The 14,681-nt window shown below is 38.6% G+C and carries 13 protein-coding genes; 11 read left to right on the top strand and 2 right to left on the bottom strand.

The window, feature by feature from the left end; all coding sequences use genetic code 11:
* Window positions 1–146: 146 nt before the first annotated feature.
* The gene (locus V3595_RS09265; RefSeq protein WP_485906743.1) at window positions 147–584 is read right to left on the bottom strand and encodes a helical membrane plugin domain-containing protein; all 438 of its coding nucleotides are present in this window, start codon (window positions 582–584) and stop codon (window positions 147–149) included.
* Between the two features lie 943 nt (window positions 585–1,527).
* On the opposite strand from V3595_RS09265, the gene V3595_RS09260 reads away from it, so the two are divergent.
* From V3595_RS09260 to spoVK, 9 genes are all read left to right on the top strand, one after another.
* Window positions 1,528–1,983: an SMI1/KNR4 family protein gene (locus V3595_RS09260; RefSeq protein ID WP_485906741.1), complete on the top strand. Its 456-nt coding sequence runs from the start codon at window positions 1,528–1,530 to the stop codon at window positions 1,981–1,983.
* Window positions 1,984–2,055: 72 nt separating this feature from the next.
* Window positions 2,056–2,763, top strand: a complete 708-nt coding sequence (locus V3595_RS09255; protein WP_485906740.1) for a response regulator transcription factor — start codon at window positions 2,056–2,058, stop codon at window positions 2,761–2,763.
* A 14-nt stretch (window positions 2,764–2,777) separates the two neighbouring features.
* Window positions 2,778–3,821 carry a sensor histidine kinase gene (locus tag V3595_RS09250; RefSeq protein ID WP_485906738.1) on the top strand — a complete coding sequence of 348 codons (1,044 nt, stop codon included), beginning with the start codon at window positions 2,778–2,780 and terminating at the stop codon, window positions 3,819–3,821.
* A gap of 99 nt (window positions 3,822–3,920) precedes the next feature.
* On the top strand, window positions 3,921–4,697 hold the full coding sequence (locus V3595_RS09245) for an ABC transporter ATP-binding protein (protein ID WP_284471228.1): 777 nt from the start codon (window positions 3,921–3,923) through the stop codon (window positions 4,695–4,697).
* A complete protein-coding gene (locus tag V3595_RS09240) occupies window positions 4,675–6,615 on the top strand; it encodes an FtsX-like permease family protein (RefSeq protein WP_485906736.1) in 1,941 nt (646 codons plus the stop codon). Before V3595_RS09245 ends, V3595_RS09240 begins: the two co-directional genes overlap by 23 nt.
* A 533-nt stretch (window positions 6,616–7,148) precedes the next feature.
* Window positions 7,149–8,471, top strand: a complete 1,323-nt coding sequence (locus V3595_RS09235) for a sensor histidine kinase (protein ID WP_485906734.1) — start codon at window positions 7,149–7,151, stop codon at window positions 8,469–8,471.
* A 367-nt stretch (window positions 8,472–8,838) separates the two neighbouring features.
* Entirely contained in the window at window positions 8,839–9,759 is a 921-nt protein-coding gene (gene miaA / locus V3595_RS09230) for a tRNA (adenosine(37)-N6)-dimethylallyltransferase MiaA (RefSeq protein ID WP_485906805.1), read from the top strand.
* 3 nt (window positions 9,760–9,762) lie between these two features.
* The gene (hfq, locus tag V3595_RS09225) at window positions 9,763–9,996 is read left to right on the top strand and encodes an RNA chaperone Hfq (RefSeq protein ID WP_034313436.1); all 234 of its coding nucleotides are present in this window, start codon (window positions 9,763–9,765) and stop codon (window positions 9,994–9,996) included.
* 359 nt (window positions 9,997–10,355) lie between these two features.
* Window positions 10,356–11,312, top strand: coding sequence for a stage V sporulation protein K (gene spoVK / locus V3595_RS09220; protein WP_485906732.1), 957 nt, complete (start codon window positions 10,356–10,358; stop codon window positions 11,310–11,312).
* 37 nt (window positions 11,313–11,349) lie between these two features.
* Here the strand turns inward: spoVK and V3595_RS09215 are convergent, their stop codons facing one another.
* The gene (locus tag V3595_RS09215) at window positions 11,350–11,958 is read right to left on the bottom strand and encodes a trimeric intracellular cation channel family protein (RefSeq protein WP_214791702.1); all 609 of its coding nucleotides are present in this window, start codon (window positions 11,956–11,958) and stop codon (window positions 11,350–11,352) included.
* A 166-nt stretch (window positions 11,959–12,124) separates the two neighbouring features.
* On the opposite strand from V3595_RS09215, the gene hflX reads away from it, so the two are divergent.
* Window positions 12,125–13,378 (top strand): GTPase HflX, encoded by a 1,254-nt coding sequence (gene hflX / locus V3595_RS09210; RefSeq protein WP_485906730.1) that lies wholly within the window; start codon window positions 12,125–12,127, stop codon window positions 13,376–13,378.
* 12 nt (window positions 13,379–13,390) lie between these two features.
* Window positions 13,391–14,659: a methionine gamma-lyase family protein gene (locus V3595_RS09205; protein WP_485906728.1), complete on the top strand. Its 1,269-nt coding sequence runs from the start codon at window positions 13,391–13,393 to the stop codon at window positions 14,657–14,659.
* Window positions 14,660–14,681: the final 22 nt, after the last annotated feature.

Below are 14,681 nucleotides of genomic sequence, written 5' to 3'. Positions count from 1 at the left end.
TTCACCACTGTAACCTGCACTTCATCTCTTTTGTAATATTCACGTACGGATAAGGCAGATAGCAATCCAGCGTAACCTGCACCTAAGATGACGATTTGTTTTGACATAGTTAATCCCCCGTTCTTACTGATTGAAAGTTTATCAAATTATTTTTGGTTTTTACGTTCTGAAGAGACTTCAAGAAAAGCTTGGGCGAAACGGAAAAGCTTTTGTGCTTGCGGGTCTTTCATCATTTTTAACAGACCAAAAAGACCGATCACATCAGTATTCTCTTCAGCACGATCCTTAGCTTCGATGGCATTAGCCGCAAGCCCTTTCACTGAATGGACTACAGGTGTCGCGATCTCCGAAATGGCGCTGACCGTATCATTTTTCAAAACATCATCAGTCGTAACCGATTGAGCGAAATCATAAGACTTTGTTAAAATATTCACTAACTCAGTCAGTTTTGGTAACTGCTCAACTAAAGTGTTCAATGATTCCTGAACCTCAGGCTTTAAAAGCTGATCTAGGATATCCAATTGTTCTTGGTTTGCAGAAATACTAAGTGTTTCATGTTCAGGTTTTGTGACTACATCTACCATATCTAATTCCCCTTTAAACTTATTTATTTTGATTTATGTGTTTTCCGCCGATACTACTAATCATACGACTCTAATCTCTTAATTTCAAATATTTCTTTTGTGATACGAATATAATTTTTATAGTTATAAATAAGAGTTATTAGGTGGGTTTGGAGATTTATCTTAATATTCCGAGAAAATATTAAGATTATTCTGATGATAATACCTTTTTTCTCATTTCCTATAATATAGAACACTATAATGTCCATAATCTTTGAATATGCCATGCTTGAATGAGACCCAAGAATATTTTATCTGATTTAGGGTAAATAATATTATCTGAATTGGAGATGATGCCTTTGGTAGAACGCAGGATGTTAAAGATCCGTGGTGAGAATATCGAAATATCCTCTAGGTACAATGAAAAATATAGTAAATGGAATTGTACAGCTAAAATTCCCAATAGTTCCATCATTGCTTATTGTCGTGATAAGAATAAGCTACGTGCTGAGACTGTTTCTATGAGCAGGTTATTAATTACTTATGATGACTATAAAATTATCTGAGTTGTAAAAGGCGCCCAACCTTGAAGAGGAAGTGGGCGCCTTTTTTATAGAATAATATTTTTATCTGCGAAATCGGGAATATATCTTCGCAAATGGAGATATATCATCGAAAACTCCTGATTTATCTACGAATTATTCGATTTATCGATTTTTCGACAAAAACTCCTTTTAATGAAAAGCAACGAAATTGTCAAAAAAATATCAGAAAATACTGAAAAGGAAAGTAAAATTATGTTAATATATTTAAAAAAAGTATTATTTTCTTAGAAATATTGAATATTTTATTTTTAAAGGATCTCCATTAATGGAGTGTAGGGCCTGGCCATTTATTAGCAGCAATTAGCAAGTAACTAGCCTTATAGAATAAGATTATAAATTAAATGAATGGAGTCGATACAATGGTTAATATTACTGGACATGGCAAAGCGACACAAGAATCCGTGAATAATTTTCAGGAATTTGTAGGTTTTGAAATCCCTGCAGATTATCAACAATTTCTCCTTAAGCATAATGGCGGAACAACAGCGGTCCAAAACTGTAAGTTTTATGTAGATGGATTAGACACACTCGTTTGCTTAAATGTACTTTATGGATTAGAACTTCAAGATAAAGAACTGGATTTACAGAAATGGCATGAAGAAAACAGAGATGAATTACATAAGAATTGCATTATAATAGGTAATGCTACATGTGCAGGTAAAATCTTACTGATAAATAACGAAGAGGAAAAGGGAGTTTACTTCTGGGATCAGGGTTGGTATTCAGATCCATCAAGCCAGGATGAAAATATTTATAAAGTTGCATCGAGTTTTCAATCCTTCATTGAAGGATTGAAAATCCCGGAGGAAATCTAATTTTATTGCAATCCCCTTGATTGGCTCATACCATTCAAAGTTTTTTATTGTCATGTTAATGAGGAGAAAAAGATGTATAAAATATTATTGGTTGAAGACGATTCCAAAATAGCTGGAATCTTGGTCAATTACTTAAAAAGGTATGGGTATGAGGTTTTTGAAGTGAAGCAACTGGACCAAGTCTTTGCGGAGTTCCAAGAGATAAAGCCAGATTTGGTTTTATTGGATATTAATCTGCCCTATTATGATGGTTTCCATTGGTGCCGGCAAATAAGGACGGTTTCAAAGGTTCCCATCATATTCATCTCAGCTAGGACAGATGAAATGAACCAAGTCATGGCCATTGAATATGGGGGAGATGATTATTTAACGAAACCGTTTCATTTGGAAGTCGTACTGGCGAAAATAAAGAGTGTCCTACGTAGGGTTTACGGTGAATATGCGGAAATATCCTCATTCCACCAACAAATAAAGGAAATGGATGGATTAACGCTTTATACGGAAAAAGCGATGATCGAATACCAAGACAATCAGGTAACGTTAACCCAAAATGAGTTGAAATTATTGAGTTGTTTACTACGACAGTATGACACCATTGTCTCGCGTGAAGATTTGCTTGAAGCATTATGGAATGATGATTCATTTGTTGATGACAATACATTGACCGTCAATGTTACAAGGGTTCGGAAAAAACTTGAGGATATCGGCGTCAAGCATGCCATAACAACCAGCAGGGGAAAAGGATATCGACTAAAGGTAGTGCAAGGTGAAGAAAAGTGAAGCTAAAATCCTTTATGAAAGACCGTCTTTATTTTATATTTTATACCGTTTTATTGGTAAGCCTGCTTATTATTGCTTATGCACTAGCCGTTCTGGAAGCGGGGAATCACTTATCGGTTTCAAATATCATCTATTTAATTATTCTGGCGTTGTTTATGATGCTTTTATTTTTAGCGGGCGATTATATAAGGCATTACCGTTTTCTTAATCAATTAGCAAGGATGAAGCAAGAACCGAGCTTATCATTTGAATATGTCGAAGCCTTTAGGGACCCCCTGTCAAATGAACAAAAGTTGTGGATGGATCTTTTTCAACAAATGAACCAGGTAACAATTGGACAATTACAAGAACAAATCAAACAGAAGGAGCAATATGAACTGTTGATTCATCAATGGGTTCATCAAATGAAGACTCCTGTTTCAGTCATTTCCTTACTGGTTCAAGAAGGCAACAGGACATTTTCGGATGAGCAGATGAAGGATTATCTAAAAGAGATAGAAGAAGAAAATGATCGATTTCGCAGAGGGCTGGAAATTATATTGCATGGAGCAAGGCTGCAGCGTTTTTCGGAGGATGTAAAATCGGAGCGGATTGACTTAATTAATCTAGTCAAGCAAGTGATTAACGAGGAAAAGAAACAGTTCATCAAACGGTTCATTTATCCCAGGCTTGAAACGGAGCTTGAGAATGTATATGTGCATTCGGATCGTAAGTGGCTCCACTTCGCCATTAGTCAGGTGGTCTTTAATGCACTGAAGTATTCAAGGCAGGAAAAGCATGACAGCATAACGTTCAACATTGTTGAAAAAGAGTCGGAGATTTTCCTCAGGATAACAGATCAGGGAATTGGAATTGTCCCGCATGATGTAAAGAGAGTGTTTGATCCATTTTTTACTGGAGAGAACGGGCGAGTCCAACAAGAGTCAACCGGAATGGGACTATATCTAGTGAAGGAAATCGTTAACAGACTTGGGCATGGCGTTACGGTTCAATCGACTGTATCCGAAGGGACTACAGTGGAATTTTTCTTTAAGACAAATACCTTACATGAAAGGTGACAGAATTGTAAGGGTGTTAAACGAATATGTAATAAACTTCGATGGGAGCCTCCCTCTTTATTCATTATACTTACGGTAAGAAAAGGGAGGTATTTTCGGATGTCAATTTTAAAAGCGGAACAATTATCCAAAACTTATTTTCAAAAGCAGGGGAATTTATTTCATAAAGCTTTACATAATTTCACCATGAATGTACAGAAAGGGGAATTTGTCGGCGTGATGGGTCCATCAGGCAGCGGGAAAACCACTCTGCTTAACTTAATGGCCACGATTGATAAGCCCACAACAGGTAAAGTCATTCTAAATGATCAAAATCCTAATGAATTAAACAATCAGGACCTTGCATTATTTCGCAGGAGGGAAATTGGCTTTGTTTTTCAGGACTTCAACCTTCTTGATACACTTACCGTTCGTGAAAATATCCTCCTTCCTTTAGCGTTAGATCATTATAAACTGCAGGAAATGGAAAATAGGGTAAATCAGCTGGCGAACCTTCTTGGGATAGAAGGGATTTTAGAAAAACGGACTTTTGAAATTTCCGGAGGTCAGCAGCAACGAACGGCTTGTGCAAGAGCGATGATTCATGAGCCTTCCATTATTTTAGCGGATGAACCTACTGGTAATTTGGATTCCAAATCTGCCAAGCAGGTAATGGATACCCTCACGACTCTTCAGGAGAAAAAGGGGGCAACCATCCTCATGGTTACTCATGACCCGACTGCCGCCAGCTTCTGTGACCGGGTTCTATTCATAAAGGATGGCAAGTTCTTTTCGGAGGTTCACAGCGGAGGGGAAAGACAGAGCTTCCATCAAAGGATTTTAGATACGTTAAGCGTTTTGGGAGGAGTTTATCATGAACATCCGACTTCTCGCTAAGAGAAATATCCAAGGAAATGCACAACGTTATCTAGCTTATTTTTTCAGTATTGTCCTTTCGGTCTCAATCTTTTTTATTTACGCATCATTTATCTTTCATCCAGATGTGGTCCATGCGAATATCCCTGGAGGAAAGTTAATTAGTAGGGGACTCATTGCATCTGAAATAGTGATCATCATATTTTCAGTTTTCTTTATCGCTTATTCGAATGCCGCATTTATACAGCCGCGAAAAAAAGAGTTTGGGCTTCTGACACTGCTTGGAATGTCCAAATCCCAATTAAGAAAACTGATTTACCTGGAGCAAACGATGGTTTCCCTCATATCTATCCTGATAGGAGTAGGTTTGGGGTTTTTGTTCTCAAAGTTATTTTTAATGGCAGTTTCTTGGTTATTGGCTGTAGAGCAACCAATATCGTTTGTCTTTGTCCCTGAGGCCTTTGTTTATACGATTCTCAGTTTCATCTTGTTATTTCAGCTATTATCGCTCCTTTCATTAATCCACATTGGAAATGCGGAGGTAGTCGATTTATTAAAAGATAAACAAAAACCAAAAAAGGCGCCCCTCGTTTCAAAGTGGTTAATTGCAATATCAGCCGTTTGCTTAAGCATTTCTTATTACTTGGCAGGCACGATGTCGTTGAACAATTCTTATATTCGAGTAATGCCCATTTTATTCTTCGTACTGATCGGCACCTATTTTTTATTCAGTCAAAGCATTGTCGCTCTATGCAGCAGGCTTTATCGGAAGAAGAAAAGCTTATATGGCGGAACGAATTTAATTACGCAAACAAACCTGATATTTAATATAAAGGACTATTCCAGATTATTCTTTTTGACCTCGATCATTACAGCCGTGATTTTGACAGCTGCAGGAACACTTTTCATGTTCAGTGCAGATTTAAAAAAGCAAGGGATCGATAACATTCCGCAATCAATTGGCTGGGTTGAAAATGACGCTTCCATTTATTCCGTTATTGAACCATCCGCAGTAGAGAAAACATTAAAGGAAGATGGATTCAAGATCCTATACGAAGTTAATATGACAGGTGTGCCCATTTCCCATATGTTACCCCATATGAGAACAGGAGAATCCAATGAAAATTGGTCATTATTAATCTCGGAAAGTGAGTATAACAATGCGGCTGCATTGCGAAAAATTGATCCAGCAAAGCTATCTGGAAAAGAAGCGTTATACATTTTTCCTTATGGAGGACTCGACTATCAATTCGTCCAAAAGGGTGAACAAAAGGAGCTTCAATATGGTAAACAAACCATACAGGTAACAATGATTGGTCAGCGCAATCAATCGATAGTCGCTCCCATAAAATCAGCAACGACCCTGATGGTGGTCGATGATCAGCTGTATCAAGAAATCACTACTGATGTACCTTTAAAAGAGAAGGTAAGAGTACGAGGGTATGAAGTTAAAGATTGGGAAGAATCAATGGAAACATCTGCTAAGATCGAAAAAATGTCTAATAATCCTGACCAAAATCAATTACAAACAAGAGCTCCGATTTATCAAGAAATGAAACAGGGAAGCATTTTGATACTTTTTATCGGCTTGTTTGTCAGTTTATTATTCTTTATCGTCCAAGGAAGCATGATGTATCTGCGAGTTTTTACGAATTTAGAAGATAAAAAAATCCAAATTCACGCCCTTCATCGATTGGGCCTGACAAAAAAAGAAATACAGCAAATTTTAAGTTCGGAAATACGGATTCTCTTTTTCGCTCCTTTTCTGATAGGAATGCTACATGCCATAGTCGCCTACGTGGCATTAAGCAATTTATTGGGATCCAATTTGTTTGTCTATTCGGCCATGGGCATTACAACGTATTTTCTTTTTCAACTGCTCTATTATCAAGTAACTAAAAAGATGTATGAGCGGGCAGTCATTAATTCGATTAAATAAAAGCTATCATATGTAAATGGAATCAGGGGAACAGGCTCTGATTCCATTTTTTATTCAGGAGATCTTAATGAAAAATTAGTAGATATGTACTATTGAAAGGGGGGTGGTCCACTATTTCGCACAACTTAATATAAAAAATATGAAATATGGTGTGATTTTACAGATGAAACCTCTAGATTCTTGTAATATTTTCATATAAAGGGTAAAATTATTTATTTGAAGCGAAAATATCGAACTCCACATCATTTATTTTTTCCATTTTCACATACGGAATTATATTGATATAATTATTTATGGAAATAAAATGATTTATTAGAAATGATTAATAGTTAAAGTGGTGTAGATTATAATATAAACAGTTAGATGATTAAAAAATAGTGGGTGAACTGTTAATTTCTTGATTAATTATAGTATTATATGCCTGTAATTATAGAGAATATTAGATTTTTCTCTATTTCTTTGTCACTTTATATAGTAAACTCAGAATAGGTTCGTTAACTTTTAGCTGCTAGAGATGAGGTAAGTTTAATCCTATGAAAAATAAAAAGTTAAGGGCATTTCTTTATTTGACCATTCTTTTATTGATTGTTTTCATTCTTCTAAATATGTTTTCAACATATTTAAGCATTAAAAATTCTGTGCAAAAATCCGTTGCTAATCAAAACTTGGTAGCTGCTAGATCTATTGCCGACTCGATGGATATAGAGGCCTATCAGCGTTTTCTTAATAACCAAGTAAAGAGCCGGGATTATAAGGATATAAAAGCTTACTTAGAGGATGCCCGTGAAAAAATAGGAGCATTATATGTTTATACCATTTTGATTGATAATCCGAGAGTATCAAAGTGCATGATTACTGGGTTTTCTAAAGATCATAAAGGGGATTTTCCTATCGGTGGTGCATGTACTGTTCCGCCGGAGCAGGTCAAACAGGGGTATGAAGGCAAAAGCTTCATTACCGGGATTCTAGAAGATCCGGAATATGGTGAGTATTTAACTGTGGGAGTGCCAATGAAAAATCAAGATGGCGACATTATTGGTTTTTTGGGCATTGATGTGAGCGCAGAAGATATTAATGCCATTAACGGCAAGGTATTGAAAAGCAGCATTGCCATTCTTGTTTATAATGGTGGATTTGTTATCATGCTGCTGGTTACCTTTTTTATCATTCAAAAATGGTATCAAAAGGAACTGACACGTGAAGTGGGGGATACGGAAGATACGTATCAATCGGAATTTCAATCGCTCATTGCTTCAGTCCGCTCATTAAGGCATGATTTTTCCAATCATATTCAGGTGATACTTGGTCTGCTTAAATTAGAGGAGAACGCAAAAGCACTCGAATACTTAACAGGTCTTTCAAAAGAAGTGCATTCGATTGAATCGATGAAATTGGATGTGATTCATCTGGGCTTATCTGTCCTGTTAGAGACGAAAAGGCTCTCGGCCCAGAATTATAACATCGATATTGAAATCGATGTTTCACCCGAATCCTTCAATCGGGTCAAAACAACCGATTTGATAAAATTATTATCAAATGTTATCGACAATGCTATTGAGGCAACAATTGAATTGCCAGAGCAAGAACGCCGAATGAATATTGCATGCAAAGCTGATGATGAAAAGTATATGTTTATGGTAACGAACACCGGACCAATGATTTCGGAATTAGATATGGAGAATATATTCGCCAGCGGATTTTCAACCAAAAAGGCACAAAAGGGCAAAGTTCGCGGACAAGGATTGTTCATCGTTAAAGACTTAGTGAACAGATATGATGGAGAGATTCATGTACAATCCTCGGAAAAAGAAACGGCCGTTACGATGATCATACCCGTAAATGAAAAAATGGGCTAAATTAAAAATTGATAAAAAGGCATGATTTCTCAAATACAGAAGGAATCATGCCTTTTTTTATGATTCTATTATCGGGATTAGAATCACCTGCTATCAGGAGAAGGAGATTCATTTTTCTCCAGTGCCGCAAATGGAGCTGTGAGCTTCAAATGCATTTTCGGTATTTTACACTCTAACAATCTAAGAGGTATAAAGATGAAAAGTTGAATAAAAGTACCTGAAACGGGCATAATGGGTAGATGTTTAGCTGCTTTCATCGAGATTATGATAAGATAGGGAAAAAATCATTTAAGGCAGTGAGATTGTGAAACAACAAAAAGGAAAACTTCTCGTGATCATTGGACCGACTGCTGTTGGGAAGACAAAGATGAGCATTGAGATGGCAAAGTTATTTAATGGTGAAATTATTAGCGGAGACTCCATGCAGGTTTATAAAGGGATGGATATTGGGACTGCAAAAATCAAGAGGGAAGAAACAGAAGGAATTCCTCATTATTTACTTGATATTAAAGACCCGGATGAACCATTTAGTGCGGCAGAGTTCCAGGAGCGAGCTAATGCTTGTATCGAGGATATCCAAAGCAGAGGTAAACTTCCTATTATCGTCGGTGGAACAGGATTATACATACAATCGGTCATTTATGATTATCAATTTTCGGAGGCGCCATCCGACCCTGTTTATAGGGAGGGACTCGAAAAACAGGTAAGGGAGTTAGGAATTGATCCCGTTTTTGAACAATTACGCAACGTTGACCCGGAAAGCGCGAATCGGATTCATCCTAATAATGTAAGAAGGGTGATCAGAGCACTTGAGATTTTTCATTGTACCGGTAAAACGATGAGTGAACAGCTGAATGAACAGCCTACAGAATTGAAATATGATACGTGCATCATTGGATTGACAATGGAACGTGAAAAGTTATATCAACGCATCGATCAACGAGTTGATGTCATGGTAGAAGAAGGGTTGATTCAAGAGGTGGAGTCATTTCATGAAAAAGGTTTGAGGGATTGCCAATCGATCCAGGCTATAGGCTATAAAGAAATCTATGATTATTTTGATGGAATGGCTTCATTGGATGAAGCGGTTGAGACATTAAAGCAAAACTCCCGTCGTTATGCAAAAAGGCAATTGACCTGGTTTCGGAATAAAATGGATGTAAATTGGTTTGATATGACCGATCTCAAGGGTTTTCCAAAAAAAATACATGAAATATCTGGATTTATAGCAGGAAAGCTTTTCAGTGAAGGCGAATACATAAATTTAGAGAGAAAAGAGGAGGACTAGTTCATGAAACAATCAGTAAATATTCAAGATCAGTTTCTTAACCAATTACGGAAAGATGGTACGTATGTGACGGTATTTTTATTAAACGGGTTCCAGATTAGAGGACAAGTGAAAGGGTTCGATAATTTTACCGTTTTATTTGAATCGGAGGGCAAACAGCAATTAGTCTATAAACATGCAATTTCTACATTTGCTCCACAACGTAATGTTCAGATTGATTACGAAGTGAAGGAATAATCATATATATGAATGTAAAAAACAGGTTTAGCTTATAGCGACCTGTTTTTTTTGCATGCACTTCTCTGTCTTTTTCAAAGAATCGATAATTTTACGTACCTGTTTTGAATATATATCTAGGGACGGATTATTTTCCGGGAAACCGCAGGAAATGACATTCCCCCATATAAATTGGTGAATGGGAATGGAGATTGTCGTAACACATCCTCCGAGGGAAGAATTCTGTCAGAATAAGTCGCTTTTCAGGAAGGGAATACGGCTTAATTAATCAAATTTTCCGATGGGTTAGTTATGACCATCATTAATCAATGAAAATTTGTTGAATTAGAGTAAGGGTCCAAGATGGAGAGGTGAATGCATTGGAACAACCGATCCGTATGAAAAATAACGGGCAAATCAATATTGTGTTTAATGCGGAAAACAGAAAAGCGCTACAAAAGGAACTGCCGATAAAAGAAATTTTGGTGCAGGAAATCCCCCACCAGCATGTTGCATTGAAAGAGATTGAAGATGAACTGAAATCGCTGGTCGGAATGGAAGAAATGAAAAAGATGATAAAAGAGATATATGCCTGGATTTACATCAATAAACAACGTGAGGCAAAAGGGCTGAAGACTGGCAGGCAAGCACTGCATATGATGTTTAAAGGAAATCCCGGAACGGGGAAAACAACGGTTGCACGTTTAATCGGTAAGTTGTTTCAAAAAATGAATGTACTATCGAAAGGCCATTTAATTGAAGCGGAGAGGGCAGATTTGGTCGGGGAATACATTGGTCATACTGCCCAAAAAACAAGGGATTTAATTAAAAAGGCCATTGGCGGAATCTTATTTATTGATGAAGCCTATTCCTTAGGAAGAGGCGGGGAAAAGGATTTTGGCAAAGAAGCCATAGATACCCTTGTCAAGCATATGGAGGATCGGCAGCACGAATTCATTTTGATCCTTGCTGGATATTCGAGGGAAATGGATTATTTCCTTAGCCTTAATCCCGGACTTCATTCCAGATTCCCGCTTGTTATTGATTTTCCGGATTATACAATTGACCAGTTAATGGAAATAGCCGATCGGATGTTGCAGGAAAAGGAATATCAAATGAATCGGGATGCCGAAAGAAAATTAAAAGAACATTTAATCATATTGCGTTCATTTCGGGGACCTATTTCATTTTCTAACGGACGTTATATCCGCAATGTACTTGAAAAGTCAATTAGGGCCCAGGCAATGCGGCTTTTATTGGAGGATTCATTTGAAAAATCCGATTTACTGACGCTTACCAGCCAAGATTTGGTTTTCGAGGATGATGAAAAAGAATGACATGGAAAAGCCCACCAAGATGGCGGGCTTTTCAAATTTATGTTTTAGGCACCCATTTTTTATTAGGAAGATGCCAATTGTTGGTGTAGGAAAGGACTCGCAATATCGTGATGACGGCAAAGAGCGAATAAAGCTGCCATGACTGGGATAATACACCACTGCCTAAGGCCAAGCCAGCAATGATGGCCCATACTACGTAGATTTCTTTTCTGAAGACCAATGGCTTTCTTCCGGCCAGTACGTCACGGAGTATCCCGCCGCCGCATCCGGTTAATGCAGCTGATACAATGATGGCGCTTATTGGATGATTAAGTTCCACGGCATACATCGCCCCTTGGATGGCAAAGGCTGAAAGGCCAATGGCATCACTCAAGTTTCCCCATCTATCCCAGTGCTTTGAAAGGTTTGTAGGAAAAACAAAAACGATGGTGATGGATACTAAAGCGATGACAAAATAGAAACTTTGATCCCATAACGCTGAAACGGGGACACCGATCAGCAGATTGCGGATTGCCCCTCCGCCAAAGGCGGTAATTATGCCTAAAATATAAACTCCTAAAATATCATACTCTTCTTCCATGGCGATGATGGTCCCGCTAATAGCGAATGCAATCGTACCTATGAAGCTTAATACTTCCCATGTCATATGAATGTCCCTCTATGTCTTTTTGATTTTGATGGTAAAGCCAAATTTGATTTTAGCATGTTATCGGAATTTTTAAAACGGTTAAAAGCTACGTTTTCAGGAAATTTTTATATATTTAATTTTTTTGTTATGATTAACTGAAATCCCCGAAGGTGGTGCATGTGGTTTGGAAGAAGCAATAAAGGAAACGGCCGTTTTGATTGGGTGTCAAACAACTGAGACTAATGAACGTTTTGAATATTCACTTGATGAACTGGCTTCATTGGCCAAGACGGCGAATGGTGAGGTTTTAATGACCATCACCCAGAAAAGGGAAAGCGTCGATCCAGCTACATATATAGGAAAAGGAAAAGTGGAGGAACTTCGGAATCTGGAAGAGGAGCTTGAGCCGGATCTATTTATCTTTAATGATGAACTTTCCCCGAGCCAGATTCGGAACCTTTCGAAGCAATTGGAGGCAAGGATCATTGACCGGACACAGCTAATATTGGATATATTCGCTCAGCGGGCGCGATCCAGGGAAGGAAAGCTGCAGGTCGAACTTGCTCAGCTCCAATATTTATTGCCGCGTTTGGTCGGACAGGGGACGGCAATGTCCAGGCTGGGCGGCGGAATCGGCACCAGAGGACCAGGTGAGACGAAGCTGGAAAGCGACCGCCGCCACATTCGTGGGAAAATAGATGAAATCAAGCAACAATTAAGTGGCATAGTGAAGCATCGTGAACGTTATCGTGACAGAAGGAAACGTAATAAGACCTTTCAAATAGCCCTTGTGGGATACACGAATGCAGGTAAATCAACACTGTTCAACCGTTTGACGGAGGCGGATTCTTACGAAGAGAACCAGTTATTCGCTACACTTGATCCCATGACACGAAAGGCGATTCTTCCTAGCGGATTTACCGTGCTGCTGACGGATACGGTTGGCTTCATTCAAGATTTGCCGACATCTTTAATTGCCGCATTTCGCTCGACCCTGGAAGAAGTGAAAGAAGCGGATCTATTGCTCCATGTGGTGGATTCGTCAAGTACCGATTACTTTAATCATCAGAAAACGGTGCAGGATTTGCTAAATGACTTAGATGTCCCTTCCATTCCACAGCTAACGTTGTATAATAAGAAAGATAAGGTTCACGCTGATTTTGTCAGGTCAGCCAGTCGTGCTTCATTAATGATCAGTGCCTATGAACAATCGGATCTGAATGAAATCATGGAAGAAATTGAAAAGTACGTGATTGAAGAAATGGTCCCGTATCATGTTTTCCTGCCATCGAGTGAGGGTAAACTATTATCACAGCTGAAAAATGAAACCGTATTGCGCACTCTCTCCTTTAATGAAGAATCGGAAAGATATGAATGCAAAGGTTTTTGTCTAGCTGATCATCCAATAACCGGGCAGCTGGAGAAATATTCATTATAAAGGGGAATTTTGATGTATCAGCAGTTAACAAATGGAGAAGTGTTGAAAAACATTGCACAGGAAGTGGAAGCAATGATTTCTCCATTACATAAGCAAGTGGACGAACGAATCGAAGAAAATCAATTTCGTGTATTACAAAGTTATCAAGCACATAAAGTGAGTGATTCCCATTTCATCCCGACTACAGGGTATGGATACGATGATATGGGCCGCGATACGCTGGAATTGATATACGCAGATGTTTTTGGAGCGGAAGCTGGATTGGTGCGCCCCCAAATTATATCAGGCACACACGCCATCTCCACCGCTCTTTTCGGCATATTGCGCCCAGGGGATGAATTGTTATACATAACTGGAAAGCCGTATGATACTTTGGAAGAAATCGTCGGTATCCGGGGAACGGGTATCGGATCTTTACGTGATTTTCAGATCAGCTATAAAGCCGTTCCGTTAGCGGAAACTGGAACCGTTGATTTCGAAGCCGTCAAACAAGCCATTCAATCAAATACGAAGATGATCGGTATACAACGGTCAAAAGGGTACGCCACCCGTCCTTCCTTTACGATCGATGAAATAAGGGAAATGATTGCCTTTGTCAAAGGCATTAACCCGGAAATCGTCGTGTTCGTGGACAATTGTTATGGAGAGTTTGTTGAGACACAAGAACCATGTCATGTCGGAGCCGATTTAATGGCTGGTTCACTCATTAAAAATCCTGGCGGCGGGATAGTGAAAACCGGTGGATACATTGTTGGTAAAAAGGACCTGGTTGAAGCTTGCTCTTATCGGTTAACATCACCAGGAATAGGGGCTGAAGCAGGTGCTTCGCTTTATAGTCTGCAGGAAATGTACCAAGGATTTTTCCTTGCACCGCATGTCGTGGGCCAAGCTGTTAAAGGAGCCATGTTCACAGCTGCCTTTTTAGAAAAGCTCGGTATGAATACATCTCCAAAATGGGATGCGAAGCGAACTGACTTGATTCAATCCGTCCAATTTGATGACCGTGATAAGATGGTTGCCTTCTGTCAGGCCATTCAATATGCATCACCAATCAATTCACATGTGACACCATATCCTGCCTATATGCCGGGATATGAGGACGATGTAATCATGGCTGCGGGCACCTTTATACAGGGGGCCAGTATTGAACTGACGGCAGATGGTCCGACAAGGGCTCCATATGTTGCCTACGTTCAAGGCGGATTGACATACGCCCATGTTAAAATAGCTGTATTGACTGCTGTGAATGCGCTAATGGACAAAAAGCTGATACAATTGTAATTGAAATTAAATTAGTATGTAA

It is taken from the genome of Bacillus sp. CFBP9009 (genome assembly GCF_036541465.1).
Lineage (GTDB): Bacteria > Bacillota > Bacilli > Bacillales > DSM-1321 > Peribacillus.
The sequence above is the reverse complement of the archived record's forward strand: the minus strand, read 5'-3'. Positions and strand labels throughout refer to the sequence as shown.